We start from the raw sequence: 25,980 nt of genomic DNA, 5'->3' as shown, positions 1-25,980 counted from the left end.
GAGATGAAGATCATGAGCGATAAGTTGCAGAGCGAGAAATTGCAAAAAGTATTGGCGCGCGCGGGTATTGGTTCGCGTCGGGAAATGGAAACCCTGATCACCGAAGGTCGGGTGAGTGTGGATGGCAAGGTGGCGATCCTGGGCGATCGAGTGGGGCCCAATGTGGCTATTCGTATTGACGGCCACTCCATCTCAGCCAAGCCGGCGGATGAGCAGATCTGCCGTGTGCTGGCTTACCATAAGCCGGATGGTGAGATGTGTACTCGTAAGGATCCGGAAGGGCGCCCAACCGTATTTGATCGCCTGCCACGCATTCAAGATGCGCGTTGGGTCGCAGTCGGACGTCTGGACGTTAACACCTCGGGTCTGCTGCTGTTCACCACAGATGGTGAGCTGGCCAATCGTCTGATGCATCCGCGCCATGAAGTGGAGCGGGAATACGCGGTACGGGTATTCGGTGATGTGGATGACAAGATGTTGAACCGTCTGCGTCTGGGTGTACAACTGGAAGATGGTCCGGCCAAGTTTGACAAGATCATGCGGGCCGGCGGTGAAGGGCTCAACAACTGGTTCAACGTTACCTTGAAAGAGGGGCGGAACCGGGAAGTGCGTCGTCTGTGGGAAACCCAGGAAGTCCAGATCAGCCGCCTGATCCGTGTGCGCTATGGCGACATCAAGCTGGAGAAGAGTATCCCGCGGGGAGGCTGGATGGAGCTGCCGCTGGATAAGGTGAACTATCTGCGCGAGTTGGTAGGCCTGCAGCCTGAGTCTCGCAGCAAGGTGCTGGTGGATGACAAGCGTAGCCAGTTCAAGCAGAGCGCTCAAATCCGTCGCGCGGTGCGCAAACACCGGGAGTTGCAGCATACCGACAATCGTCAGGCACATCCGGAGCGCAACTATGGTGGTGCGGCGCAACTGAACCCCCCGGCAGCCCCAGCCAAGGCGGCCAAGAAACCGACGCATTCCCAGGCTCAGCGTACCCGTGCGGGCTCCAGCGATGTGCCACAAGGCCAGGCGCGCCGTCCGGCCGCACGGAAACCGCGCGGTTAAGGAGGGCTGATGAGTTCACACTCCGGGACTCCTGTTGCTTCTCCGGCCAGCGTCAGCAAGGCGGTGGTGGTGTTCAGTGGCGGGCAAGACAGCACCACCTGCCTTATTCAGGCTCTGGCGCAGTATGATGAGGTACATGCCATCACCTTCAACTATGGTCAGCGCCATAGCCAGGAGATTGACGTGGCGCGAGCCATCGCCGGCGAACTGGGGGTTGTGGCCCATAAGGTGCTGGATCTCTCCCTGCTCAATGAGCTGGCCATCTCGTCTCTGACCCGGGATGCGATCCCGGTCAGTACGGCCTTGCAGGAAAATGGTCTGCCCAATACCTTTGTGCCGGGGCGCAATATTCTGTTTTTAACCCTGGCCTCTGTGTATGCCTACCAGGTGGGCGCCGAGGCGGTGATCACCGGGGTCTGCGAGACCGACTTTTCCGGTTATCCTGACTGTCGGGATGAATTCGTCAAGACATTGAATCAGGCGGTGCGGTTGGGGTTGGAGCAGCCGATTCGGTTTGTCACGCCGCTGATGTGGTTAAACAAGGCCCAGACCTGGGCGTTGGCGGATTATTATGGTCGTCTCGACTATGTTCGCGGGCGGACGCTGACCTGCTACAACGGCCTGGTCGGCGAGGGGTGTGGCAGCTGTCCTGCCTGCCAACTGCGCGCTCGTGGCCTGCATGATTACCTGGCGTCCAGGGAGCAGATCATGGCGCAACTGTTAGCAAAATTAGCTGACTGAGCCACTCTACTCTTGCTCATCTGCAACTGTCATATGGCCATCACTTGACCCGAAACACCGCGCCACATACTCTGGTGCGGTGTTTTTTCCTTATGAGGCCCCTATGAACAGCGACAGTAGTCACTCGTGCTACTCTATCCCCCTGATCCCTACCGATTTTCGGTCTCTTCTGCTCTGGCGTTCATTCTCTCCCCTATTGTTATAAATAGCCCGACAAGTCATGGCTAACTTAATGGTTTATGTTTCTTTTTCTATAGCGTCGGTGTGGAGTTTGTATGTTTGAGTTTGCCTGGATCATGGATCCAACTGCCTGGTTGGGCTTGTTGACCCTGGTGGTGCTGGAGATAGTGCTGGGGATTGACAACCTGCTGTTCATCGCCATCTTGGCGGAGAAGTTGCCACCTGAGCTGCGTGATCGGGCGCGACGTATGGGTTTGGGCTTGGCGTTGTTGATGCGCATGGTGTTGCTGGTGAGCATCTCCTGGTTGGCTTCGCTTACCACCCCCATGCTGACCCTGTTTAATCAGGCCTTCACCGGGCGGGATGTGATCATGCTGGTGGGGGGGCTGTTCCTGCTGTTCAAGGCGACCCGGGAGTTGCATGGGCGGCTTGAGGGGGAGATGGACGGCGAGGGGGGAAATAAGGTCTATGCCGCTTTTTGGACTGTGGTAGCGCAGATAGTGGTACTGGATGCGGTTTTCTCCCTGGATGCTGTGGTTACCGCCGTAGGCATGGCCGAGCACCTCTCGGTGATGATGTTGGCGGTCACCATCGCCATTGGCATCATGATGTGGGCCAGCAAGCCGCTCACTCTGTTCGTCAATCGCCACCCGACCCTGGTGATCCTCTGCCTGGGTTTCCTGCTGATGATAGGTTTCAGCCTGGTGGCCGAGGGCTTCGGTTTCCATATACCCAAGGGGTATCTCTACGCGGCCATCGGTTTCTCGATCCTCATCGAGATGTTCAATCAGATGGCGCGCTCTAACCAGACCAAGTTGCTGGAGGGCAAGTTGCGGCGGCGAGAGCGCACGGCCGAGCTGGTGATGCGTTTGCTGGGGGATAACAAGCAACCCGAGAACAGTGCCAGTTTTCAGGAGTCTCTGCTGCCCAGTGCCGATGAGACCATGTTTGCCGATGAAGAGAAGGAGATGATCTCCCGGGTATTGCAACTCTCCTCCCTGCCACTACGTGCCGTCATGACGGTGCGCCGGGATGTGGTGATGCTGGATCTGGCGGCCCCCGAAGAGCAGATCTTGCAGCAGTTAGCCGAGACGCCTCACTCCCGCTTGGTGGCGATACGTGATGGCAACAAAGATGCGCCTCTGGGCATAATACGCAAGCGTGATGTACTGGCGCGGCTTTTGAGCAAGCAAGAGCTCAATCTCGAAGCCTTGGTGCAGCAACCGCTCTGTCTGCCAGAGACCATCAATGTACTCAATGCATTAGAGCAATTTCGCCAAGCGAAGAATTATCTGGCTTTCGTCTTGGATGAATTTGGTAACTTCGAGGGGATCGCCTCTATTCGTGACATCATGGAGGAGATAGCCGGTAAGTTGCCGGAAACCGGTGAAGAGGATGATGATTTCGTAGTCCTGGGCCCGGATAGCTATCATGTTAGCGGCGATTGCCTGCTGCAGGATCTGCAACGGCGCATCGCGTTCCCCGCTCCGGCTACGGCTCACTACCACACGCTAGCAGGGTGGTTGATGGATTGGCTGCAACGTCTACCCGAGGTGGATGAGATACTCGAGTTAGAGGGCTGGCGTATCACTGTGGTGGCGGTACGATCTCATCGTATTGAAACCCTCTGGTTAACCCGGCAAGATAGCCGCCCAATAACAGTCGAGTAACAGAAGAGCCCCTTTCGGGGCTCTTTGTTTGTCATGATAAGACGAGGAATACGGATGAAGATCAGAGGGCAGGCCCTGGCTGCTTGGCTACTGGCGTGGGAGATGCGTCAGCAAGGTGCGGAAGAGAGCGGACAGTGGCGTTTAGTTTCGCTGCTGCTATGCGGCATGGCTTTGCTACTGGGTCTGCAGAACCCGTTGCTCTATGGGATGACTCCGGCGTTTGATGCCTCGTTGTTTGCCGCCATGGGCAAGATGTGGGCTGATGGGGATGTACTCTATCGTGACATGCTGGACATCAAAGGGCCGGTGATCTTCTTGCTGGATGCCGTTGGCTACAAGCTGGCTGGTTTCCCTGGTATCGCACTGTTTGAAACAGCCCTGCTGGCCTGGGGGCTCAATAACAGCTATCGGGCCCTAGCCCTGCTGCGCATTGCGCCTCTGGCCCGATTGGCCGCGCTACTCGGGGTCTTGAGCCTGTGCGGCTACCGTTACTACTATGGCAACATGACTGAGGATTATACTCTCTGCCTGGCGCTGATTGCTCAGTACCCCTTCATGCGGCTACTGGTTTCTGGGCGTTTCAGTTGGCGGGATGCCTGGTTACCAGCCTTGAGTTTTGGTCTCATCGTCATGATGCGGCTGAATAATGGCGCCTTCTGGGGGGCCTGGTATGCCGCCCTGTTTCTAGGCTGGGTATGGCAGGGGCGTTGGCGCGATGGTATAAGCCTGTTCTTCTCTGCGTTATTGGGGGGGGCTGTGGTGGCGGTACCTCTGCTGCTCTACTTCCACCAGCATGGCGTGCTGGAAAACTTCTGGTTCTACTCCTTTGCCATCTTCATGGGGCAGAGTTACGGCAGCGGTTTCTCACCTCTGGTGGGGAGTGTTGGCCTGGCCAGAACCGGGCTGATCCTGCTGTTGCCGGGAGCGCTAGCGATTTTGCATCTGTGGCAGCACAGGCCAATCCATGGTCAGCTTCGTCAACCGCGGATCTGGGCCTCTTTGGCGCTGGTCATGGTGCTAGGGGCTCTGTTTGGCGTGATAGCCAACTCGGTTTCTGGCCATATCTTCGATCACTACGATCAACTATTCCTGGCTTTTATGCCGTTGCCCCTGGCCCTGCTGGTGGAGTATGTGCGTCAGCAGTGGCAGCAACCCGATGCTGTGAGCAAACTGGGGTTCATGACCTTAGCTGGCTTGGCCATTTATCTGTGGTTGCCCCATAGCCTGTTTACCTGGACGCGCTTTGAGTGGCCCATGGCGCAGGTGGACAAGGTACTGGGGGTGAGTGGTGTTATTGCTCTGCTAGTGGCCTTGCCCCTGTGGTGGCTGCAAGGTGTCGCCCAGCTCCGAGCCTTACTCGGCAGGGTGGTGGCGCTACTGGCGTTGTTGGCGCCGCTGGGCTTGCTGGGCTATTCCCTCTGGATTGGAGTGCACACGGGTCGCCCCTTCAATCAGGAGACAGCCGAGCAGATAGCTCAGATCCGGGCCGAGAGCCGTCCCGATGAGCGCATCTGGGTGGATGGCACTATGCCGCAGTTTTATGTCTGGACAGATCGCAAGGCTGCCTCTGCCTATCTCTTCTTTGACAATGTGCATCCGCCCTTTGATGTGAAAGAGCGGGTATTGGCTGATATTCAGCGTAACCAACCGGTGTTCATCATCATCCGTAAGAAGCGCCTGGCGCAGGTAACGGCCCCAGATGCGCAGTTAACTCCCTCTGAGCAGGCATTTTATGCCTATGTATTTAGCCATTATCAGCAGGTGAAACCGGGCTTGTTCAAACGGTTGGCTGAGGTCGTTGCTGAGTAGCGGCTGTTGGATAATTCATTGAGGTAAATAAAAAAAGTCCGCCGGAGCGGACTTTTTTTATTGCTGCTGTGTATTGGTATTGCCACTTGGCGTTAGCCTAGGCTAAAGCTTGGGTTGGGAATACGCCGAAGTGCTCCATGGCATAGGCCACCCGCTCTTCAACACTCATCTGCACTTTGCCGAGCTTTTCAACTTGACGCAATCGGGGCAGTAGACCGGCCGCATTGGCGATCTGGATGGAAAGACCGGGCCGGGCGTTCAGTTCCAGCAGCATGGGGCCGCGGCGCTTATCCAGCACCATGTCGGTGCCAATATAGCCGAGGCCTGACATCTCATAGCAGGAGCTAGCCAGATTGAGTAGTTTGAGCCAGTGGGGGACCTGTAATTCAAACAGATCCTTGCCGGTATCCGGATGGTGACGCAGGGGTTGGTTATACTGAACCCCCCGGACGGCTCGACCTGTACGCAGGCAGATGCCGACACCGACCGCACCTTGGTGCAGGTTGGCTTTGCCATCGGAAGATGCGGTGGAGAGGCGCATCATAGACATGACGGGGAAGCCCTTGAATATGATGACGCGGGTATCCGGCACCCCTTCAAACGAGTAACCATCAAACACATTGTCGAAGTGAATGAGATCTTCAACCATCACAAAGTCAGGCTTGCCCCCCAGCGAGAAGAGACCGGCCAGGATATTGGAGATATGGCGTTCCAGATCGGCGACCGTCTCAGCCTTGCCATTCGGCTTATAGAAGAGGCCATCTTCCTGGCGCATGATCACCAAGATACCCTTGCCACCTGAGCCGCGAGCCGGTTTGATACAAAAGCCCTGCCAATCCTTGACCATTTCAGCGATCTTGTTGACCTCGTGCTGGTGCTGAATGGTGCCGATGAGTTTCGGCACCGTCACACCCGCCGCCACGGCGATATGCTTGGTCTTTAGCTTGTTGTCCACCAAGGGGTACAACTTGCGCGGGTTATAGCGGCCGATATAGTTCACATTGCGCTGGTTCATACCCATGATACCCAGGCTGGCCAGCTTGATCGGTGAGGTATAGCGTTCCCAGAACCACATATTACTTTTTCAACTCATCAGCCAGAGGTTTAAACCGCTTCAGCTCGGAGAGACGGTAGCCTGTGTAGTTACCCATCAGCAGCACTGTGGCCATGATGATCAGTTGTAGCCCCAAGAAGTTGAAGGTCAGATGCTGGATCAGGCTGTTATTCATCGCCAGGTAAGCGAGTACCGCGACCAGCAGTGAACCACCGCCCTGTTTGAGTACCTCCTTCGGACCCTCCTCTTCCCACAGGATAGACATCCGCTCTATGGTCCAGGCGAGGATGATCATCGGGAAGAAGGTGATCTTCATGCCTTGGGTCAGTCCTAACTTGTAGGTCAAAACAGAGAGGAAACCTATCAGGGCAATTACCGTAATGATCACAGTCGATATTCGCGCCACCAGCAGCAGGTTGAGCCGCGAGAGGTAGGAGCGGATCACCAGCCCCACGCCGACAATCGACAAGAAGCCCAACAGACCCACCACCAGATTGGTCTGGATGAAGGCCACGGCAATCAACACCGGCATAAAGGTACCGGAAGTCTTGAGCCCCACCAGTACGCGCAAGAAGACCACCACCAGCACGCCAATCGGCAGCAGCAGTATGCCCTTGAACAAAGCTTGCTCTTCCACCGGCATGGTATCGATGGAAAAATTCAGCATATTGGTGTGTTCAAACTTGGCACTCAGCGCTTTGGCGACGGCTACCTGCTTCTGAATTATGGAGTAGGTGACGCGAGAGTTGTTGCCACCGGTCACATCGATGAGCGGAACTGAGTTGTATTCCCACAACATCAACTTATCCGGACGGCCCTGCAGGCCGGAAACGGGATCGAACAGATCGTACTTGTCCCCCTGGAATACCTGGACATAGTCGATGAGCTGTTGTCGGCGGCGGCCATCTTCCAGCTTCAGGGCGCGAACCACACGGGCCGGGGTGTCAGCCTGGTTCAGCATTTCAACCAGCAGAGCGGCTCTATCTTTATATTTGCGCAACAGTTCGGCGTTCTGCTCCTGGTTTTGAAACTCCTTCATGATCTCACGGGTGAGGGTGAAGGCATCGGCAGAACGTTCCCGAGCTCGATCGAGAATTTGTGCCATGGCCGTGGCCATGGGCTCTTTCTCTATTTGTTTCTCGATAGCGGGTATCTCGCTAGGTGGCGCCTTAGCGTAAGGGTCGCTCATCATGTCGACACGGTAGTAGAGCTCCTGATGGCCCTTGGCACTGCGCACTGACCATTCGGCGCGAGTGACCCCCCCCTTATCGACAAACGAGAGCCCATAGCCAGGACTGGCTGCAGACTCATCAACTAGAGTGAAGCCTGGCTGGGTAGCGGGGGCCGCCAGCGAGGCGACGACAGGTTGCCCATCGGCATCAAACTCTACCTTGGCTTCTACCGACCATAGCTGACGATACTCGCCTGGTAACCAGGGAACATCAAATGCCACATGGCGGTAGATCATCAGGCCGAAGCCAAGCGTGAATAGCAGGGCTACAACAATATAGAAGGGGCGACGAGAGACCATGATTTACTGTTTATCCTGTGCCGGAGTCGCGGCTTTTGCCGGGGTAGCCTTGGTAGCCGGAGCTGCCTCGGTGGCGGTGGAGACAACAGGCTCAGGCTGCTTGGCTGACTCGCTCTGCTTCACCTCTTTCTTCTTGCTGCTGTCGCTCTTCTTGCTGACGGCTTTCTTGCTATCGTCTTTTTTGGTTTTAGCCTTGGTTTCGGCTTTGGGCTCCACAGCCGTCTTGCTCTTGGCGGTGACCAGGGTGGTGGCGTTGGGTTTAGGCTGGACAAACTCGCGCGCCACATCGACCACGGCCACGTCCTTGATAAACTCACGGCCCAGCAGCAAGGAGAAGTCCATCTCCGAGCGATCCTTCAAGCTGAACTCAGCCTTCTCAGTCAGTGAACCCAGTTGCATGGTCAGACGCACGACGGGACGACGATCGGTATCGTTAGCCGAGGCTTGCTTGATTTTGACATAGCGCACGAAAGGGGCCTCGATCTCCAGACTCTTGCCGTTTTCCAGTGGCATCTTGAATTTGACCCAGCGCTTACCTTCACGCTCGAACACTATGATGTCGGTGGCACTGATGGAAGAGGTAGCCGCACCGGTATCGACCCGGCTCTGGAAGGCACCGTTGGCTTCTTCTATGTAGACCCACTCTGATTCACCCAGGATCAGTTTGCCATCAGGAGTGGTCAGTCCCGGTTCAATGATGGGGCAGGAGGCGTTCTTGTCTGTGGACATGGCGTTACGAGTCACCTGTTGCATCTGCTTGGCGAGTTGTTGCTGCAACCCTTTGATGTCTTGAATACCTTGACGGGTCTTCTCTTGTTGGGCCTGCAGGATTTTCAATTCCGTGTCCAGTTTGTATCCATTGTCCAGCAGTTTTTGATTTCCTTGGGTGATGGTCTGTTGTAAGCGGCCTTCGCTGCCGGACAGTTCAGATTTGAGTTGTTCCGTGGTCAATTCGGCAAACGCGCTGCTTGAGAGAAAAAGCAGGGAGATCAGTGCACTGCTGGTTACTGTTTTATTAGTCATAGACGTCGTCTGTTTGGGTTAAACAAAATTGCACCAAGTGTATCTCAGGCAAGGAAGTTTGGACTAGCCTTCCGCGCACCGAGATGCAATCAAAACGGCCCTTTTCGGCGCCGGATAGCCTTCAATAGTAAGGCTTGGGTCCGTGGGGTCAAGAAATTCGGCCAGAGAATCGTTCCGCATCCAGGCGGTGCGGCGCTGTTCATCGGTGGAGGTGGTGGATTCGTCGACAATTCGTACGTTTTCGAAACCACACTTTTCCAGCCAACGGACCAGTGCCACGCCGGAGGGAATGAACCAGACATTACGCATCTGGGCATAACGCTCGCCGGGAACCAGCACCTCATTGGGGCCACCGTCCACAATCAGGGTTTCCAAGATTAGCTCGCCGCCATCGCGCAGCTGATCGCGCAACTGCAGCAGATGATCTATGGGTGAGCGACGGTGATAAAGCACCCCCATGGAGAAGACGGTGTCGAAGGCTTCCAGTTTGGGCAGCTGTTCAATGCCCAAGGGGAGAAAGTGGATCCGCTCATCATTACCAGCCAACTGCTTGATGGCGCTGAACTGACATAAGAAGAGCGGAGAGGGGTCGATGCCGACCACTAACCGAGCCTCTTCTCCGAGCATGCGCCACATGTGATAGCCGCTGCCACAGCCCACGTCCAATACCCTACGGCCCTGGAGTGGCGTGATATGGGGCAGTACCCGATCCCACTTCCAATCTGAGCGCCATTCGGTATCTATGTGAATGCCGAACAGGTGATAGGGGCCTTTGCGCCAGGGGTGTAGGTGCTGCAGCAAATTTTCCAGCTTGCGCTGTTCCCCTGCAGTGAGCTCGCTGGCTTGGCCTAGCGTCACCGAGGATTTCAACTCCCGATAGTGAGCGCAGTAGGGCTCCAGTTTGGCCAGCACCCGTTGCCAGCGCGGCAGATCCCCATGCAACTGCTCGTGTTGCCAGGTGTGGAGCTGAGCGGGGAGAACATTGAGCCAAGTACTCAGACGATCCTTGGCCAGCACTTGGTAAAAGGTGGCGAAGTCAATCATGCCGCAGACTCCTTGATGGCCACCAGCGAGCCGAAGTTGAAACATTGGAACCAGAGGTCAGCATGGGTAAATCCTGCCTGGTGCAAGCGCGTCTTGTGGCTGGCCACTGTGTCGGCGCGCAGGACATTTTCCAGCAGAGTGCGTTTTTGACTGATCTCCAGCTCGCTGTAACCATTGGCGCGTTTGAAATCCAAGTGCAGATCAATGATGAGATCGCTGACGGGCTCATCCTCGAACTTGAATTTTTCGCTCAGGATCAAGAGCCCACCGGGGCGCAGACCTTGGTAGATGCGGCGTAGCAGCGCCAGACGCTGGCTAGGGTCGATAAACTGCAGGGTAAAGTTGAGCACTACCACTGAGGCATCTTCGATCCTAATGTCACACACATCCCCCTCAATCAGCTCGACAGGCGTAGTCGATTTGAAAGCATTCAGGTGGCTGCGGCAGCGCTCGATCATGGCTGCCGAATTGTCGACGGCTATGATGCGGCAATCCTCGAAGCGGAGATGGCGGCGCATCATCAGGGTCGCCGCGCCCAAGGAGCAGCCCAAGTCATAGAGCCGGGAGCCGGGTTGGGCAAAACGCTCGGTCATCATGCCGATGGCGGAGAGAATATTGGAATAGCCGGGCACGGATCGCTGGATCATGTCCGGAAATACTTCAACCACCTGCTCATCAAAGCAGAAGTCCCCCAACTGGGCTAGGGGGGCGGCGAAGAGGTGATCTTTCTTGTGCATGGTAGGAGTAACCCGATGCTGGAGTGAAAGGCGAAGCCGGCGCAGGCCGACTGCAGACAGCGGGCGATATTTTAACAGAAAAGTGTTATGCCGCGCGTAAAAATGTGATGTTCCGCCGCCAAGGCGAGCTCTTTTAGAGTTGAGTCATGGCTCGGGTGTTATCAGCGCCGCAGATTTACCCTATAATGGCGGGCCTTTTTGGTTTGGTGATGCAGTTCATTCATTACAAGCGCGAAACACGCACTATGCCAATTTACGAATATCGATGCGAACAGTGTGGTCATCAGCTGGCAAAGCTGCAAAAGCTGGCTGATGCGCCCTTGACGGATTGTCCGGCCTGCCAGGCGCCGGCACTCGGGAAACTACTTTCGGTCCCAGGCTTACCCCTGAAGGGCGATAGCAGGTGTGGGACGGACTTCAAAGTGGGTACCAGGCAAAACTGGGGCACTTGTGAGTCTGCGCGCGGCTGCAAGGGCTGCCCAGCCAGCAAATAATCTATTTTTCAAAGGAATACTCCATGCGCACCATCTATTGCGGACAGGTTAATGCCAGCCATGTGGATCAGCAGGTTTCTCTGTGCGGCTGGGTCCATCGTCGTCGTGACCTTGGTGGTCTCATCTTCATCGATATGCGGGATCGGGAAGGGATAGTTCAGGTGTTTTTTGACCCGGATCGTCCCGAGGCTTATGCCCTGGCTCCTGAGCTGCGCAATGAATTTTGTATTCGTGTTACCGGTGCGGTGCGTGCACGCCCTGAGTCCCAGGTCAACCCAGATATGGCAACCGGTGCCATTGAAGTCTTTGCCCATGAGTTGGAGATCATCAACCGAGCCGATCCTCTGCCGCTGGACTTTAATCAGAACAACAGCGAAGAGCAGCGCTTGAAGTTCCGCTATCTGGATCTGCGGCGCCCGGAAATGGCTCAATCTCTCAAGACTCGAGCTCGTATCACCAGCATAGTGCGCCGCTTCATGGACCAGCATGGTTTCCTGGATATTGAAACCCCCATGCTGACCAAGGCCACGCCGGAAGGGGCCCGGGATTATCTGGTGCCGAGCCGGGTGCACAAGGGCAAGTTCTACGCCCTGCCGCAATCCCCCCAGCTGTTCAAACAGTTGCTGATGATGTCCGGTTTCGATCGTTACTATCAGATCGTCAAGTGCTTCCGGGATGAAGACTTGCGTGCCGATCGCCAGCCGGAATTTACCCAGATTGATGTTGAAACCTCCTTCATGAGTGCTGAACAGGTGCGTGAGGTGATGGAGGCATTGATCCGGGAACTGTGGCTGGAAGTCGCGGGTGCCGATCTCGGCCAATTCCCCATCATGACGTTCGATGAGGCCATGCGTCGCTACGGCTCTGACAAGCCGGATCTGCGCAACCCCATGGAGTTGGTGGATGTGGCCGATCTGCTCAAGAGCGTGGAGTTTGCCGTGTTTGCCGCGCCAGCAAATGATGCCAAGGGCCGAGTGGCGGCGCTGCGGGTGCCGGGAGGCGCGCAGATCTCCCGTAAACAGATTGATGAGTACACCCAGTTTGTGGCTATCTATGGCGCCAAGGGCCTGGCCTGGATGAAGGTCAACGAAGTTGCCAAGGGGTTCGATGGGGTACAATCACCGGTCGCCAAGTTCCTCAATGCCGAGATAGTGCAGGAGATACTGACTCGCACTGGCGCGACCGATGGTGACATTATCTTCTTTGGCGCGGATAAGGCCAAGGTGGTGTGTGATGCCATGGGGGCGCTGCGTTTGCGCCTGGCTCGGGATCTGGCGCTTGTCGAGTCGTGCTGGAAGCCGCTGTGGGTCATCGACTTCCCCATGTTCGAAGAAAATGGCGAAGGGGGGCTCACCGCTATGCATCACCCCTTTACCGCGCCCAAGGATATGAGCGCCGAGCAGTTGGCGCAGGATCCCTGTGCCGCCTACGCCAATGCCTATGACATGGTGATCAACGGTTACGAAGTAGGCGGTGGTTCGGTACGGATCCATCGTAACAACATGCAGCAGACAGTATTCCGGATCTTGGGTATTGAAGAGCAGGATCAGCAAGAGAAGTTCGGCTTCCTGCTGGACGCCCTAAAGTTTGGCACACCGCCACACGCGGGGCTGGCATTTGGCCTGGATCGTCTGGCCATGCTGTTGACCGGTACTGACAATATTCGTGATGTGATTGCCTTCCCGAAGACCACGGCGGCTGCCTGTCTGATGACAGATGCGCCCAGCTTCGGCAACCCGGCCGCGCTAGCTGAATTAGCCATTCAGAGCACGGTGCACAAGTCCTGATGGGCTGGAGCTTCATCTGATTTCAGCATGGTCGCCAGGTGGCGACCGTGTCATACAAACTGCGTATACGGAGAATTTTCTATGGCAGGTCATAGCAAATGGGCCAACATCAAACACCGCAAGGCGGCTCAGGATGCCAAACGGGGTAAGATTTTTACCAAGTTGATCCGTGAAATTACCACTGCGGCACGGGTCGGGGATGCCGATCCGGCTGCCAACCCGCGTCTGCGTGCGGCAGTGGCAGCGGCACTGTCCAATAACATGACTCGTGATACCGTCAACCGTGCTATTCAACGTGGTGCCGGAGGGGGCGACGGTGCCGAACTGGAAACCCTGATCTATGAAGGCTATGGCCCAGCCGGCACGGCCGTCATGGTTGAATGCATGACCGACAACCGTAACCGTACCGTATCCGAAGTACGCCATGCCTTCAGTAAGAGTGGCGGCAACCTGGGTACGGATGGCTCAGTCTCCTATCTCTTCAGTAAGAAAGGGGTGATCACGTTCGAAGGGGCGGATGAAGACGCACTGATGGACGCTGCTCTGGAAGCGGGTGCTGATGATGTGGTGAGTGAAGAGGGTGGGTTTGTTGAGGTTTATACCACCCCGGCCGATTTTGGTACTGTACTCGATGCCCTGGAAGCAGCCGGTTTTAAACCGGCCAATGCTTCGGTCACCATGATCGCCTCCACCGAGGCCGAGTTGGATGTTGAGAGCGCGCCCAAGCTGCTGCGTCTCATCGACATGCTCGAAGACCTGGATGATGTGCAGGAGGTGTACCATAACGGCTCCATCTCCGATGAAGTGGCTGACACTCTGTAATTGAGCCAGCCCTGTCTGGTGATAAGGGGAGCTGCGGCTCCCCTTTTGTTTGCTGCGCAATCGGTTATTTGTTCAAGGAGGGCAGAGTGAGCATTATTCTTGGCATAGATCCAGGTTCGCGTATTACCGGCTATGGGGTGGTTCGTCTGCAGGCTGGGCGTATGGAGTATCTGGGCTCTGGCTGCATTCGCACTAGCGGTGAGCTGTTGGCACCCAAACTCAAGCAGATCTATGACGGCGTCTGCGAGGTGATCCTGCAGTTTAAGCCGGAACTGTTTGCCATCGAGCAGGTTTTCATGGCTCGCAATCCCGACTCGGCCTTGAAACTGGGTCAAGCCCGAGGGGCCGCCATAGTTGCGGCGGCCAATGCCAGCCTGGTGGTGGCCGAGTATTCTGCCCGCCAGGTGAAACAATCTGTGGTGGGGCATGGGGGCGCCGACAAGGAACAGGTGCAGCACATGGTTTGTCAGTTGCTGAAGTTACCGGGGACGCCCCAGGCCGATGCGGCTGACGCCTTGGCGGTAGCCCTGTGTCATGGCCACACCCATCAGAGCCTGATCCGCATGGCCGGTCGAGGCTCAACCGTGCTAGGCACAGTGCGTGGGCGTTTGCGTTAACGCTCACGACCGCACTCATAGGCAGTAAAAGCTGGATGTCCATCCAGTTATTCATTATCCTGATGGCAACCAGAGTAAGGGAGCATACGACGTGATCGGGCGACTGCGAGGCATCATCATTGAAAAACAACCCCCGGAGATCTTGCTGGAGGTCGGCGGGGTCGGCTATGAATTGCAGTTACCCATGACCTGTTTCTACGAACTGCCGGCCCTGGGTGAAGAGGCCATCCTCTATACCCATTTTGTGGTGCGGGAGGATGCACAGTTACTTTATGCCTTTACCCAGAAACGTACCCGGGCACTGTTTCGTGAATTGCTTAAGGCCAACGGTGTCGGCCCTAAACTGGCCTTGGCGATCCTGTCGGGGATGTCGGCTGCCCAGTTCGTCAGTGCGGTGGAGCGAGAAGAGATTGGTATCCTGGTGAAGTTGCCAGGGGTAGGCAAAAAGACTGCCGAACGCTTAGTGGTCGAGATGAAGGACCGGCTCAAGGGGTGGAACGACGGCCCCCTGTTTACACCGCATACGGATGCGTTAACCTCCGCGCAGGCTAACAGTGATGCGCCTTCCAGCGTTGAAGGTGAAGCCATCTCTGCCTTGCTGGCCCTGGGTTACAAGCCACAGCAGGCGAGCCTGGTGGTAGGTAAGATCTACAAACCGGATATGCAGGTCGAAGCGGTGATCCGTGAAGCCTTGCGGGCCATGTTATGAGGAGCTTAAGCCATGATTGAAGCCGACCGTTTACTCGCGCCTAAAGAGCTGTATGAAGACGAGAGCATCGATCGCGCCATCCGGCCCAAGCTGCTTGCCGATTACCAAGGGCAAGATCATGTGCGCTCTCAGATGGAGATCTTCATCGAGGCGGCGCGTCGTCGTGCCGAGGCGTTGGACCACCTGCTGATCTTTGGCCCGCCCGGTCTGGGTAAGACCACATTGGCCAATATTGTGGCTAACGAGATGGGGGTGAATATCAAGACCACCTCTGGCCCGGTGTTGGAGAAGGCCGGCGACTTGGCGGCGTTATTGACCAACCTTGAGCCCAACGACGTGCTCTTCATCGATGAGATCCACCGCTTGAGTCCTGTGGTTGAGGAGATCCTCTATCCGGCCATGGAGGATTATCAGCTGGATATCATGATAGGTGAGGGTCCTGCTGCCCGTTCCATCAAGCTGGAGTTGCCGCCCTTTACCCTGATTGGTGCCACCACTAGAGCGGGCTCATTGACCTCGCCCTTGCGAGATCGGTTCGGCATAGTGCAGCGTCTGGAGTTTTATCAGGTAGCCGATCTGGCCGATATTGTTGCGCGCAGTGCCCGTTGTCTGGGTTTGTCCATGGCGGCTGAGGGAGCCTATGAGATAGCTTGCCGTGCTCGGGGTACGCCGCGTATCGCCAACCGGCTGCTGCGTCGGGTTCGGGATTTTGCCGAAATTCGTGCCGATGGCCATATCAGTGAACCCGTTGCCGCCCAAGCGCTGGATATGCTGGATGTAGACAAACAGGGGTTTGACTATATGGATCGCAAGCTGCTGTTGGCGGTGATCGACAAATTTATGGGGGGCCCGGTTGGTCTGGACAACTTGGCTGCGGCCATAGGGGAAGAAAAGGAGACCATAGAGGATGTGCTGGAGCCTTTTTTGATCCAGCAGGGTTTTTTGCAACGTACTCCCCGAGGTCGGATTGCCACTCAGCGAGCCTATCAACATTTCGGTTTACCGCCAAAACCCCTCTGAGCCTAAATTAAGCTAAGCTGAGTTAGGCATGATCTTCTGCCATTTTATTGGCCTATCTGAATTTGCGGAAGCAAAACCAACCAGCGCAACAGCGTTCGTTAGCCGCAGGTGTGAAACTGGAGCCGTGAAGTCAGGGGTGCAATAGGGTTGCCAGAGCCGGATCCACAGTCGAGGTTAACTCTTTGCGCCTAACCCCTTTCTTCACCAATATCGAAGGTGAGGGGGAAGTGCTCCTTTCCTTGGATAAGTTGGGGATGGCGTTCAACGGCGCACCCTAGTGATAAATAGGTGCTTAGCGTAGCTATGTAGCTATGTAGCTATGTAGCTATGTTGTAGAAGAGAGATGAGCCTAACCGCCGGTTTTTTGGGTGGGTTGACATTATCACTTACTTTTTTTACGTATATTAAAAGAGTCAGAACGTTAACAGTTTTAAGAGTTAAGGTTACCCTTTGTTGCCTCAGTTCGGGGCTAAGTGCTATAAAGCTCCGGAGAAAATACAGCTTTACAATCAGTTTGTTGCGTTTGTGTTGCATTTGTTTGTGTTTTGTTAAGTTGGCGCATATCCAGGCCATCAACCTGGTCTACGTAGCAAAAGATCATTCCAATGCAAGGAGTGGCATTCCCATGGGAAGGGCCGAAAGGGTGTTCATCGGTGAGGATATATCATGATCAATGAGACTGTGGTCGAACTGTCGCGGATCCAGTTTGCTGCGACAGCGCTCTATCACTTTTTATTTGTGCCATTAACCATCGGGATGACCTTCATCCTGGCGATAATGGAATCTGTCTATGTGATGACTAACAACCCCATCTACAAGGATATGACCAAGTTTTGGGGTAAGTTATTTGGCATCAACTTTGCGCTGGGGGTGACCACAGGCTTGACCATGGAGTTCCAATTCGGGACTAACTGGTCATATTACTCCCACTATGTTGGTGATATTTTCGGGGCGCCGCTGGCGATTGAAGGGCTGATGGCCTTCTTTCTCGAATCCACCTTTATTGGTATGTTTTTCTTTGGTTGGGATCGCTTGACCAAGACCCAGCATCTGGCGTCCACCTGGTTGATGGCTATTGGTACCAACCTTTCCGCCCTCTGGATCCTGATCGCCAATGGTTGGATGCAATTCCCCACGGGCGCCGAGTTCAACTTTGAAACCATGCGTATGGAAATGGTGAGTTTTGGCTCACTCATCTTCAACCCGGTGGCGCAGGTTAAATTCGTTCATACCGTGGCGGCAGGCTATACCACTGGGGCTATGTTTGTATTGGGTATCTCTTCCTACTACCTGCTGAAGGGGCGTGATGTGCCGTTTGCGCGTCGTTCCTTTGCCATCGCTGCGGCGTTCGGCATGGCCTCGATCCTCTCGGTGTTGATACTGGGGGATGAGTCTGGCTATGAGATCGGTGATCTGCAGAAGGTCAAGCTGGCGGCAATTGAAGCCGAATGGACTACCGAAGAAGCTCCAGCGGCGTTTACCGTGATTGGCTTGCCCAATCAGGCCGAGATGCGTACGGACTACGCCATCAAGATCCCCTATGCCATGGGGATCATCGCCACTCGCTCACTCGATAAACAGGTCACTGGCCTCAAGGATCTGGTCGCCGAGCATGAGCAGCGCATTCGCACCGGTATGCAGGCTTATGCCTTGCTGGGCAAGCTGCAGGCTGGTGATAAGTCTGAAGAGAACATCAGGCAGTTCAATGCACTGAAGCAGGATCTGGGTTACGGTCTGTTGCTCACTCGCTACACCGCGAATATTACCGATGCTACGGATGAGCAAATCAAACAGGCGGCCAAGGACAGCATTCCCAATGTGGCACCTGTATTCTTCGCCTTCCGTATCATGGTGGGGGCAGGTGTATTGATGCTGCTGCTGATTGGTATTGCCTTTTATGACAGCACTCGGCATCGCATCGGTGAGCGAAAGTGGTTACTGCATGCGTTGCTGTGGGGAATACCTCTGCCCTGGATTGCCATCGAGTGTGGTTGGTTGGTGGCTGAGTATGGCCGTCAACCTTGGACCATAGCCGAAGTGTTGCCCACTTTCATGTCGGCATCCACGCTGAGCGAAGGGGAGCTTTGGTTCTCATTGCTGGGTATTTGTGCCTTCTATACAGTTCTGCTGGTGGTGGAGATGTTCTTGATGTTTAAGTTCGCTCGCAAAGGTCCCAGCAGCCTGAAGACAGGCAAGTATCACTTTGAAACCCACGCAGCCTAAGAGGGAGAGCATTCATGTTGGATTATGAAGTGTTACGAGTGGTCTGGTGGGCGCTGGTGGGTGTCCTGTTGATCGGTTTCGCTGTCACTGACGGCTTCGATATGGGGGTGGGAGCCTTGTTGCCCATCCTCGGTAAGAGTGACACTGAGCGCCGTATCATGATCAATACCATTGCCCCCCATTGGGATGGCAATCAGGTGTGGTTGATTACGGCTGGGGGGGCAATCTTCGCGGCTTGGCCCATGGTGTATGCCACAGCGTTTTCCGGCTTCTATGTGGCTATGGTCTTGACCCTGATGGCGTTGTTTTTCCGTCCGGTCGGTTTTGACTATCGCTCCAAAATAGAGGATCCCCGCTGGCGTTCTACTTGGGATTGGTGCTTGTTCATCGGTGGCTTTGTTCCACCGGTCGTGTTCGGGGTGGCGTTTGGTAACTTGTTGCAAGGGGTACCCTTCAGCATGGATATCTACTTGCGATCCAGTTACGAAGGTAACTTCTTTGGTCTGCTCAACCCCTTTGGTTTGTTGGCCGGCTTCGTCAGTCTGTTCATGATCCTGACTCAGGGTGCGACCTGGCTGATGATGAAGACAGAAGGCGAGCTGTTGGCGCGGGCGCGGAACATGGCTACATTTGGCGGTCTCATCACGGGCACCCTGTTTATGGTGGCCGGCTACTGGGTTGCCACTGGCATAGATGGCTACGCCATTACCCAATTTATGGGGGTGGATGGGGTTTCCAATCCGTTGCACAAGACGGTTGCGGTGGAAGCGGGTTCCTGGATGCGTAATTACCAGACTTACCCTTGGATGATGAGTGCTCCGGCTATGGGTGTACTGATGGCGCTGATGACGGCGTTGATTGCACGCTGGGGGAAGGGCGGCTTAGCCTTCTTGACCTCATCTTTATCCATCACTGGTATCATCTTGACAGCGGGTTTTAGCATGTTCCCCTTCATCATGCCCTCTAGCCTGAATCCAGCTCATAGCCTGACGGTGTGGGATGCGACCTCGTCGCAGAATACCCTGTCGGTCATGTTGGTGGCGGCGATAATTTTTGTGCCCATAGTCTTGAGCTATACCATCTGGACTTATTTCAAGATGTTTGGTCGTATCAACAAACAGTACATTGATGCCAACAAGCACTCAGCATACTAAGGAGAAGACGTAATGTGGTATTTTACTTGGATCCTAGGGGTGTTATTGGCCTGTGCCTTCGGCGTCATCAATGCCCTGTGGCTTGAGCATAATGAGAATCTGGACCGCAAGCTGTAAGCGACCAGTAGTCACTTGTATAAGAGAAAGCCATCTGCGGATGGCTTTTTTCATGGTTAGGGTTCAGGTATGTTCCCTTTCTATGTGCCGCAAAGGGCCGTGAGTTGTCTCTTGGCTGACAACCCGTAAAACAAGTGACTCTGATCACCTTCTTTCCCTCTTTTAGCTGGGGTACACTAGGCGCAGTTTTTCAGCTATGGGGTTCATGGTCTGATGAGTGGACAAGAGTTTCTATTCCCCATTCGTATCTATTACGAAGATACGGATGCTGGGGGGATTGTCTACAACGCGAATTATTTGAAATTCCTCGAACGGGCACGTACCGAGTGGCTTAGCGAATTGGGTATAGAGCAAGATACCTGGTTGGTTCAGGGCATCGCTTTTGTGGTCCGCCATATCAATATCGATTTTCGTAGTGCTGCCAAATTCAATCAACGCTTACTGGTTCGCAGCCGGATCAGCGAAGTGAAGCGGGCCTCCATGATTTTCGATCAATCAATCGAAGATGAGAGTGGTCGGCTTATCGTTTCGGCCAACGTTACCATTGCCTGTGTCTTGTATCAGGTAATGAAACCAACAGCTTTTCCTGACGTCATCAAGGGAGTTTTTACCAGTGCAACCCACGGAACTGTCGTTTACTAACCTGCTTTTAGATGCCAGCCCTCTGGTACAAATTGTCATGCTGATCCTGCTTGGCATGTCTGTTGCCTCTTGGGCCATTATTTACCAGCGGACCCGTTTGCTGCGTGCAGCCAAAGCGGTATCCGATCAGTTTGAAGAGCGTTTCTGGTCCGGAATCGATCTGAATCGTCTCTATCAGGAGTGTTCTGCCCGCCGCGATGAGTTATCCGGTCTGGAACAGATTTTCTTCTCTGGCTTCAAGGAATTTGCTCGCCTGCATAATGGTGGGCCGCGTAGCCAGGAGATGGTGATGGATGGCACATATCGCGCCATGCGAGTTTCGCTATCTCGTGAAGTGGATGAGTTGGAAACTCATCTGCCAGTTTTGGCCACAGTGGGTTCCATCAGCCCCTATATCGGGTTGTTTGGTACGGTTTGGGGCATAATGCATGCCTTCGTCGCGCTGGCTGCGGTAAAGAATGCCTCCCTAGCCATGGTGGCCCCCCCGATTGCCGAGGCGCTGATCGCCACGGCCATGGGTCTGTTTGCCGCTATTCCGGCTGTGGTGGCATACAACCGTTTTACTACCAAGCTTGGACGGTTGGAGAATAGCTACATCAACTTCATGGATGAGTTTTCGACTATTCTCAACCGCCAATTGGTTGGCAAAGGTGATCGCTGATGCAAGTTCACCAACGCAGCAGAAAGCGGGCGGTGGCCGAGATCAATGTCGTGCCCTATATCGACGTGATGCTGGTATTGCTCATCATTTTCATGGCAACGGCACCCGTGATCATGCAAGGGGTAACAGTTGATCTTCCCCAGGCTGATTCTCAACCCTTGTCTGAAGAGATGAAGATCCCCGTGGTGGCTTCAGTAGATGCTACCGGACGCTATTTCCTGGATATTGGCGATAGCCATAAAGAGACCCTGGATCTGGTGGATTTAGCCGGCCAGGTGGCGCAGTACCTGCGTGTTCATCCTGATTCACCTGTCGTGGTGCAAGGTGATGCCAAGGTACCCTACGAGTCTGTTGTCCAGTTGATGGCGGCGCTCAAGGATGCGGGCGTACCAACCGTTGGTTTGATGACCGAGCCGACCGGTACCAAAAAATGATCAGGGGTATGCGTAGTGAAACGTAGTATGACTGGCCCGTTAGTGGTGTCGCTATTTTTGCACGCTCTGCTCATCTTGGCTTTTGTTCTCAAGTGGAATATTGATAAGCCCAAGCGACCAGGTGGTGGCGGGGGCGGCTCTGTGGTGCATGCAGTGGTAATAGACCAACTGCAGTTCAAGCAACACGCCGAGTTTGTGAAACAACAGAAGCAGCAGAAGCAGGCCGAAGAGCAGGAGCAAAAAGAAGAGGTGGAGGTGGTGCGCCAGCAGAAGGAGCGGGACACCATACGACTGCGCAAGGAGCAAGAGCAGAAGAAGGTCAAGAAAGAGGCGGAGCGCAAGAAAGAGGTTGAGCGTCAGCGTCTGGATGCAGAGAAGAAAATTGCCTTTGAGAAGAAAAAGAAAGAAGAGCTGAAGAAAAAAGAGTTGGAAAAGCAGCGTGATGAAGAGGAACGCAAGCGCAAACTCGATGAGCAGAAAGCTGAAGAGCTCAAGAAGCAAGAAGATCTAAAAAAGGCTCAAGAGCAGAAAAAGCTGGAAGAACAAAAGAAACTCGAAGAGCAGAAAAAGAAAGATGAATTAAAGAAAAAAGATGAACTGAAGAAAAAAGAAGTCGAGAAGAAGCAGGAGCTCGAACGCAAGAAGGCCGAGGAGGCCAAGCAGAAGGCGTTAGAGAAGAAGCAGGCTGATGCGGCTAAGAAGAAAAATGCTCAGGAAGCCAAGAAGCTAGAAGAGGATCTGTTCAGTGATTTGGAGAGCGATACTCCGGGCACTCCGGGTAACCAGGCTGGGCCAGGCGGCGGCAGTGGCGATGATGCTTATGGCGGCGTGGTGGCCTCGACTATCCAGCGCAATATGTTTATTGACCAGAATATGAAGGGCAAAACGGCGGTGCTGAAGGTCAAGATTGCACCGGATGGGCTGATTATCAGTATTGGCTCGTGCGAGGGCGATCAGGCTATCTGTTCAGCGGCAAAGGCGGCAATGAACAAGATTGGCTCGTTACCGAATCCCAAGTCCTACAATGTAACGGATTTCGATTTGTCGATTACTCTACAGCTGTAAACGCTCACTTCTCGTGGGCCTCTGGCTGGTTTTGCCGGGCTGAGGTTATGGCTGCTATGTAACTTGTCAATAGGTATTTTGCGGTAGATGTTTTTTTATACAATTTTTTTGATTGTCATTAAAAAATGGCGCAAACACGGGGGACTGGTCAGATGACTAAGTGATAGGGTGCTCAACAGTGCCCCGGACTGCCTACATTTCGTTCTCAGGGGTTTTCTTTGTGATGTCAGACTTGAAGGAAACAAAAAATGAAACGATTGATGATGAGCTGCACTTTGCTGACAATGGTGGCGTTTCCTGCCATGGCTAAGCAATCGACAGACTATGAGGCAGATCTGGTGCAGAGCATTCAGCAACATTGGCAAGGTGACAAGAGTCTGCACGGGCGTCAGTGTGCAGACCTGAGTGTCTCGATTGCGCCTAATGGGGCTGTGATTGCGATTGCTGGAGGGAAGGGCGATGCCAGAGTATGCCAGGCAGCTCGTCGCACTCTGGGTCATCTCAAACAGTTTCCTGTGCCAAGCGAGGCTCAGTATGAGCGCTATCAAACCATGTTATTGACGTTACAACCTGGAAGTAGGTGAAGATGAAGAAACTATTTGCTGTCGTGGTTGCCTGGCTGTTTATCAGTCAGTGCGCATTTGCCGAGTTACAGATCTTGGTAACGGGCGGGGTTGACAGTGGCCGCCCGGTGGCAGTGCCTCAGTTTAAGTGGGCAGGCGGCAGCACCTTGCCCGAGGACGTGGCCAATGTCATCAGCTCAGATCTCATGCGCAGTGGTAAATTTAGCCCGCTGAAGCGTACTGAAATGCCTCAGACACCCAACCATGCCGCGGAAATCAACTATCCGATTTGGTCCAATATGGGCATTGAAGCCATGGTGGTGGGTACCATAGAGCCAGCCGGTGGCGATCAGTATCGTGTCAGCTTCGAATTGGTGGACGTACTTAAGGGTAAGAGCAATGCTGCCGGTGGCATATTGGACAGCAGAGTGGCCACTGTTTCCGGCAAGCAGTTACGTCAATATGCCCACCGTATCTCCGATATCGTCTATGAGCGCCTGACTGGCGAGCGTGGAGCCTTCCTGACCCGCATTAGCTATATATCCTTTAATCATGGTGCGGCTTATCCCTATAAGCTGATGATTGCCGATTATGATGGTTACAATGAGAAGGCATTGATCAGCGCGAAAGAGCCGCTGATGTCGCCTGCTTGGTCTCCCGACGGCCGCAAGTTGGCCTATGTCAGTTTTGAAAAACGTCGTGCCTCCATCTTCGTCCAGGATATCTATAGCCAGGGACGTACCCTGGTCGCAGCTTACCCTGGCATCAATAGTGCGCCCAAGTGGTCTCCTGATGGCCGCAAGCTCGCATTGGTGCTCTCCAAGGATGGTCAACCGGATATTTATGTGCTGGATGTTGGTTCTCGGCAACTTACTCGTCTCACAGCAGATCGTGCTATAGATACCGAGCCTTCCTGGTCACCTGATGGCCGAAGCATAGTGTTTACCTCCGAGAGGGGTGGCAAACCACAAATTTATAGAGTAGATTTGGCCACGGGTGGAACGCAACGAGTGACCTGGGATGGTGACATGAATCTGGCCTCTTCCATGAGTCCGGATGGCAAATCTCTGGTCATGGTCAGTCGAGTTCAGGGTCAATACCGTATAGCCCGACAAGACCTGGAGTCTGGCGCCGTGTATGTGCTGTCGCAATCATCATTGGACAAGTCTCCTAGTGTCGCACCAAACGGCAGTATGATTATTTATAGCACCGTCTACCAAGGAAGACAGGGGCTTGCTTTGGTTTCTGCTGATGGCAGATTCAAGGCAAATCTACCGTCTACTACAGGCGAGGTGCGTGCGCCGGCCTGGTCGCCGTTTTTGAACTAACCCTCAATAATAGAATATCCAAGGAACAGTGATGCAAATTAATAACCTGCTGAAAAGCTTGATGATCGCCCTGCCTATGTTCACTCTGGCAGCCTGTAGCTCCAGCAACGATTCTGATGCTGCAGCACAAGAAGGTGCAGCCCAGGAAACAATGGGTGCAGCTGATCAAGGTCTGTCTGCTGACGAGCAAATGCGCCAGAAGTACGAAGCCCTGCGTCAAGACAACACCATTTACTTTGGTTTTGACCAAGATGCCATCGAAGGCCAATACGCCGATCTGCTGCAGGCCCATGCTAACTTCCTGCGGGAACATAATGCCACCAAGGTTCTGGTCGAAGGCCATACCGACGAGCGCGGTACTCCTGAGTACAACATCGCTTTGGGCGAGCGTCGTGCCAAGGCTGTTGCCAAGTACCTGCAGAACTTGGGTGTAGATGCTTCTCAACTCTCTGTTGTGAGTTATGGTGAAGAGAAGCCAGCCGATCCAGGTCACGCCGAGGATGCTTTCGCCAAGAACCGTCGTGCCGTTCTGGTTTACTAAGGTTTAGCGGTTGATGAATACCGTATCGATGAAAGCGGCCATTTTTATGGCCGCTCTTTTTTCTTCCGGGGCTTGGGTTTCAGTCGTGCATGCAGAGGACCTGTCGGTCGAAGAGCGTGTCGACAAGCTTGAGCGTATGGTCAATTCACGGAATCTGGTTCAGATTGAGATGCAGCAGCAGGTCGATGCGTTGAGCAACGAAGTGCGTGATTTGCGTGGCAGTCTGGAAGAGGCCAATTACAAGCTCCAGCAGGCAACGGAACGCCAGAAGGCTCTCTATCAGGAGCTGGATAAGGTCAAGTCTAGTGCCACTGCGTCACCGGCTACGACTGCCGCACCTGCCACCACGGCAGTGGTAGGCGCGACCACGGCTGCTGCCCCCCAGGCCACTCCTGGTGCGGCTGCGACCGTGCCGGCAACGGCAGAGGAGAGCAAGGCCTATGAGGCTGCGGTTAACCTGGTAATGAAAGATAAGAGCTATGATAAGGCTATCCCGGCTTTTGAGGCTTTTATCAAACAGCATCCGCAGTCTAGCTTGGTACCGAATGCTCATTATTGGTTAGGCCAGCTGCAATATAATCAGGGTGATAAAGAGAGCGCCAAGGCGAATTTTCTCACTGTGGCGCAAAAGTTCAAAGATTCTCCCAAGCGAGCAGATGCACTGCTGAAGTTGGGTATGATTACTTTGAGTGAAGGGGATAAGGAAAAAGCGGGCAAGTTCTTCCAGCTTGTCATCAAGCAGTATCCCGATTCTCCTTCGGCACAGTTGGCCCAAAAAGCCCTGAACACCAAGTAAAACAGCTAATATTTGAACTAAAATCAAATGGGTTGGATGAAGCCTGAGCAAACGAATAGAAATCTCGATTTTTCTGTTGCGTCAGGCATCTAAATCCGTATTATAGGCCGCCGTTGGCGCCTGGAAGCGAAAGCCTAGGTGGCGACAAAAAGAGTGGGTCGTTAGCTC

26 protein-coding genes are annotated in these 25,980 nt (G+C 54.3%); 21 read left to right on the top strand and 5 right to left on the bottom strand.

All coding sequences use genetic code 11. The annotated features are described in order from the left end of the window. The first annotated feature begins 12 nt into the window (after positions 1–12). The 4 genes from rluB to ACZYTD_RS05630 all read left to right on the top strand — a co-directional run bounded on the left by rluB (position 13) and on the right by ACZYTD_RS05630 (position 5,450). Positions 13–1,050, top strand: a complete 1,038-nt coding sequence (gene rluB / locus ACZYTD_RS05645) for a 23S rRNA pseudouridine(2605) synthase RluB (protein WP_463890155.1) — start codon at positions 13–15, stop codon at positions 1,048–1,050. Between the two features lie 9 nt (positions 1,051–1,059). Next, positions 1,060–1,791 (top strand): 7-cyano-7-deazaguanine synthase QueC, encoded by a 732-nt coding sequence (gene queC, locus ACZYTD_RS05640; RefSeq protein ID WP_463890154.1) that lies wholly within the window; start codon positions 1,060–1,062, stop codon positions 1,789–1,791. A gap of 275 nt (positions 1,792–2,066) precedes the next feature. Then, positions 2,067–3,641, top strand: coding sequence for a TerC family protein (locus ACZYTD_RS05635; RefSeq protein ID WP_463890153.1), 1,575 nt, complete (start codon positions 2,067–2,069; stop codon positions 3,639–3,641). 54 nt (positions 3,642–3,695) lie between these two features. Continuing rightward, on the top strand, positions 3,696–5,450 hold the full coding sequence (locus ACZYTD_RS05630) for a hypothetical protein (RefSeq protein WP_463890152.1): 1,755 nt from the start codon (positions 3,696–3,698) through the stop codon (positions 5,448–5,450). A 97-nt stretch (positions 5,451–5,547) separates the two neighbouring features. On the opposite strand, the gene ACZYTD_RS05625 is transcribed toward ACZYTD_RS05630, so the two are convergent. From ACZYTD_RS05625 to cmoA, 5 genes are all read right to left on the bottom strand, one after another. Further along, on the bottom strand, positions 5,548–6,525 hold the full coding sequence (locus tag ACZYTD_RS05625; protein ID WP_463890151.1) for an alpha-L-glutamate ligase-like protein: 978 nt from the start codon (positions 6,523–6,525) through the stop codon (positions 5,548–5,550). Between the two features lies 1 nt (position 6,526). After that, on the bottom strand, positions 6,527–8,035 hold the full coding sequence (locus ACZYTD_RS05620) for an inactive transglutaminase family protein (protein WP_463890150.1): 1,509 nt from the start codon (positions 8,033–8,035) through the stop codon (positions 6,527–6,529). Positions 8,036–8,038: 3 nt separating this feature from the next. Beyond that, entirely contained in the window at positions 8,039–9,058 is a 1,020-nt protein-coding gene (locus ACZYTD_RS05615; protein ID WP_463890149.1) for an ATP-dependent zinc protease family protein, read from the bottom strand. A 63-nt stretch (positions 9,059–9,121) separates the two neighbouring features. Beyond that, positions 9,122–10,102, bottom strand: coding sequence for a tRNA 5-methoxyuridine(34)/uridine 5-oxyacetic acid(34) synthase CmoB (gene cmoB / locus ACZYTD_RS05610; RefSeq protein ID WP_463890148.1), 981 nt, complete (start codon positions 10,100–10,102; stop codon positions 9,122–9,124). After that, entirely contained in the window at positions 10,099–10,839 is a 741-nt protein-coding gene (gene cmoA / locus ACZYTD_RS05605; RefSeq protein ID WP_463890147.1) for a carboxy-S-adenosyl-L-methionine synthase CmoA, read from the bottom strand. The genes cmoB and cmoA overlap by 4 nt, the downstream gene beginning before the upstream one ends. Before the next feature lie 146 nt (positions 10,840–10,985). Between cmoA and ACZYTD_RS05600 the strand changes: the two genes are divergently transcribed. From ACZYTD_RS05600 to ybgF, 17 genes are all read left to right on the top strand, one after another. After that, complete coding sequence (locus ACZYTD_RS05600; protein ID WP_463890146.1) at positions 10,986–11,333, top strand: FmdB family zinc ribbon protein; 348 nt, start codon at positions 10,986–10,988, stop codon at positions 11,331–11,333. Between the two features lie 23 nt (positions 11,334–11,356). Further along, positions 11,357–13,120 (top strand): aspartate--tRNA ligase, encoded by a 1,764-nt coding sequence (gene aspS, locus ACZYTD_RS05595; RefSeq protein ID WP_463890145.1) that lies wholly within the window; start codon positions 11,357–11,359, stop codon positions 13,118–13,120. Positions 13,121–13,201: 81 nt separating this feature from the next. After that, entirely contained in the window at positions 13,202–13,942 is a 741-nt protein-coding gene (locus ACZYTD_RS05590; RefSeq protein WP_463890144.1) for a YebC/PmpR family DNA-binding transcriptional regulator, read from the top strand. An 86-nt stretch (positions 13,943–14,028) separates the two neighbouring features. Continuing rightward, a complete protein-coding gene (gene ruvC / locus ACZYTD_RS05585; protein WP_463890143.1) occupies positions 14,029–14,559 on the top strand; it encodes a crossover junction endodeoxyribonuclease RuvC in 531 nt (176 codons plus the stop codon). Between the two features lie 91 nt (positions 14,560–14,650). After that, positions 14,651–15,268, top strand: coding sequence for a Holliday junction branch migration protein RuvA (gene ruvA / locus ACZYTD_RS05580; RefSeq protein ID WP_463890141.1), 618 nt, complete (start codon positions 14,651–14,653; stop codon positions 15,266–15,268). 12 nt (positions 15,269–15,280) lie between these two features. Beyond that, positions 15,281–16,288, top strand: a complete 1,008-nt coding sequence (gene ruvB, locus ACZYTD_RS05575) for a Holliday junction branch migration DNA helicase RuvB (protein WP_463890139.1) — start codon at positions 15,281–15,283, stop codon at positions 16,286–16,288. 666 nt (positions 16,289–16,954) lie between these two features. Continuing rightward, complete coding sequence (locus tag ACZYTD_RS05570; protein ID WP_463890137.1) at positions 16,955–18,511, top strand: cytochrome ubiquinol oxidase subunit I; 1,557 nt, start codon at positions 16,955–16,957, stop codon at positions 18,509–18,511. Between the two features lie 14 nt (positions 18,512–18,525). Beyond that, a complete protein-coding gene (gene cydB / locus ACZYTD_RS05565) occupies positions 18,526–19,665 on the top strand; it encodes a cytochrome d ubiquinol oxidase subunit II (RefSeq protein WP_463890136.1) in 1,140 nt (379 codons plus the stop codon). Between the two features lie 12 nt (positions 19,666–19,677). Next, complete coding sequence (cydX, locus tag ACZYTD_RS05560; protein ID WP_463890134.1) at positions 19,678–19,782, top strand: cytochrome bd-I oxidase subunit CydX; 105 nt, start codon at positions 19,678–19,680, stop codon at positions 19,780–19,782. Positions 19,783–19,995: 213 nt separating this feature from the next. After that, entirely contained in the window at positions 19,996–20,424 is a 429-nt protein-coding gene (ybgC, locus tag ACZYTD_RS05555; RefSeq protein ID WP_463890133.1) for a tol-pal system-associated acyl-CoA thioesterase, read from the top strand. A gap of 37 nt (positions 20,425–20,461) precedes the next feature. After that, positions 20,462–21,085, top strand: a complete 624-nt coding sequence (gene tolQ, locus ACZYTD_RS05550) for a protein TolQ (RefSeq protein WP_463890131.1) — start codon at positions 20,462–20,464, stop codon at positions 21,083–21,085. Continuing rightward, positions 21,085–21,519 carry a protein TolR gene (gene tolR / locus ACZYTD_RS05545; RefSeq protein ID WP_463890130.1) on the top strand — a complete coding sequence of 145 codons (435 nt, stop codon included), beginning with the start codon at positions 21,085–21,087 and terminating at the stop codon, positions 21,517–21,519. The genes tolQ and tolR overlap by 1 nt, the downstream gene beginning before the upstream one ends. Positions 21,520–21,546: 27 nt before the next feature. Beyond that, positions 21,547–22,584: a cell envelope integrity protein TolA gene (tolA, locus tag ACZYTD_RS05540; RefSeq protein ID WP_463890128.1), complete on the top strand. Its 1,038-nt coding sequence runs from the start codon at positions 21,547–21,549 to the stop codon at positions 22,582–22,584. A gap of 248 nt (positions 22,585–22,832) precedes the next feature. Next, positions 22,833–23,168 carry a cell envelope integrity TolA C-terminal domain-containing protein gene (locus tag ACZYTD_RS05535; protein WP_463890127.1) on the top strand — a complete coding sequence of 112 codons (336 nt, stop codon included), beginning with the start codon at positions 22,833–22,835 and terminating at the stop codon, positions 23,166–23,168. 2 nt (positions 23,169–23,170) lie between these two features. Next, entirely contained in the window at positions 23,171–24,475 is a 1,305-nt protein-coding gene (gene tolB / locus ACZYTD_RS05530; protein ID WP_463890125.1) for a Tol-Pal system beta propeller repeat protein TolB, read from the top strand. Between the two features lie 31 nt (positions 24,476–24,506). Then, a complete protein-coding gene (pal, locus tag ACZYTD_RS05525) occupies positions 24,507–25,016 on the top strand; it encodes a peptidoglycan-associated lipoprotein Pal (protein WP_463890123.1) in 510 nt (169 codons plus the stop codon). 13 nt (positions 25,017–25,029) lie between these two features. Next, positions 25,030–25,812, top strand: coding sequence for a tol-pal system protein YbgF (ybgF, locus tag ACZYTD_RS05520; RefSeq protein WP_463890121.1), 783 nt, complete (start codon positions 25,030–25,032; stop codon positions 25,810–25,812). Positions 25,813–25,980: the final 168 nt, after the last annotated feature.

The sequence above is a fragment of the Pseudaeromonas sp. HNCC25DJ180 genome, assembly GCF_055413345.1.
This window is presented reverse-complemented; position numbering and strand designations above follow the sequence as displayed.

Excerpts from the sequence above, each read along its gene's own strand:
- cydX (WP_463890134.1), top strand. The coding sequence starts at position 19,678 with ATGTGGTATTTTACTTGGATCCTAGGGGTGTTATTGGCCTGTGCCTTC.
- ruvB (WP_463890139.1), top strand. The coding sequence starts at position 15,281 with ATGATTGAAGCCGACCGTTTACTCGCGCCTAAAGAGCTGTATGAAGAC.
- ACZYTD_RS05620 (WP_463890150.1), bottom strand. The coding sequence starts at position 8,035 with ATGGTCTCTCGTCGCCCCTTCTATATTGTTGTAGCCCTGCTATTCACG.
- tolB (WP_463890125.1), top strand. The coding sequence starts at position 23,171 with ATGAAGAAACTATTTGCTGTCGTGGTTGCCTGGCTGTTTATCAGTCAG.
- cmoA (WP_463890147.1), bottom strand. The coding sequence starts at position 10,839 with ATGCACAAGAAAGATCACCTCTTCGCCGCCCCCCTAGCCCAGTTGGGG.
- ACZYTD_RS05625 (WP_463890151.1), bottom strand. The coding sequence starts at position 6,525 with ATGTGGTTCTGGGAACGCTATACCTCACCGATCAAGCTGGCCAGCCTG.
- tolA (WP_463890128.1), top strand. The coding sequence starts at position 21,547 with ATGACTGGCCCGTTAGTGGTGTCGCTATTTTTGCACGCTCTGCTCATC.
- cmoB (WP_463890148.1), bottom strand. The coding sequence starts at position 10,102 with ATGATTGACTTCGCCACCTTTTACCAAGTGCTGGCCAAGGATCGTCTG.
- cydB (WP_463890136.1), top strand. The coding sequence starts at position 18,526 with ATGTTGGATTATGAAGTGTTACGAGTGGTCTGGTGGGCGCTGGTGGGT.
- ACZYTD_RS05535 (WP_463890127.1), top strand. The coding sequence starts at position 22,833 with ATGAAACGATTGATGATGAGCTGCACTTTGCTGACAATGGTGGCGTTT.
- ACZYTD_RS05635 (WP_463890153.1), top strand. The coding sequence starts at position 2,067 with ATGTTTGAGTTTGCCTGGATCATGGATCCAACTGCCTGGTTGGGCTTG.
- ybgC (WP_463890133.1), top strand. The coding sequence starts at position 19,996 with ATGAGTGGACAAGAGTTTCTATTCCCCATTCGTATCTATTACGAAGAT.
- rluB (WP_463890155.1), top strand. The coding sequence starts at position 13 with ATGAGCGATAAGTTGCAGAGCGAGAAATTGCAAAAAGTATTGGCGCGC.
- tolQ (WP_463890131.1), top strand. The coding sequence starts at position 20,462 with ATGCTGATCCTGCTTGGCATGTCTGTTGCCTCTTGGGCCATTATTTAC.
- ACZYTD_RS05615 (WP_463890149.1), bottom strand. The coding sequence starts at position 9,058 with ATGACTAATAAAACAGTAACCAGCAGTGCACTGATCTCCCTGCTTTTT.
- ACZYTD_RS05590 (WP_463890144.1), top strand. The coding sequence starts at position 13,202 with ATGGCAGGTCATAGCAAATGGGCCAACATCAAACACCGCAAGGCGGCT.
- tolR (WP_463890130.1), top strand. The coding sequence starts at position 21,085 with ATGCAAGTTCACCAACGCAGCAGAAAGCGGGCGGTGGCCGAGATCAAT.
- queC (WP_463890154.1), top strand. The coding sequence starts at position 1,060 with ATGAGTTCACACTCCGGGACTCCTGTTGCTTCTCCGGCCAGCGTCAGC.
- aspS (WP_463890145.1), top strand. The coding sequence starts at position 11,357 with ATGCGCACCATCTATTGCGGACAGGTTAATGCCAGCCATGTGGATCAG.
- ybgF (WP_463890121.1), top strand. The coding sequence starts at position 25,030 with ATGAATACCGTATCGATGAAAGCGGCCATTTTTATGGCCGCTCTTTTT.
- ACZYTD_RS05570 (WP_463890137.1), top strand. The coding sequence starts at position 16,955 with ATGATCAATGAGACTGTGGTCGAACTGTCGCGGATCCAGTTTGCTGCG.
- pal (WP_463890123.1), top strand. The coding sequence starts at position 24,507 with ATGCAAATTAATAACCTGCTGAAAAGCTTGATGATCGCCCTGCCTATG.
- ACZYTD_RS05630 (WP_463890152.1), top strand. The coding sequence starts at position 3,696 with ATGAAGATCAGAGGGCAGGCCCTGGCTGCTTGGCTACTGGCGTGGGAG.
- ACZYTD_RS05600 (WP_463890146.1), top strand. The coding sequence starts at position 10,986 with ATGGCTCGGGTGTTATCAGCGCCGCAGATTTACCCTATAATGGCGGGC.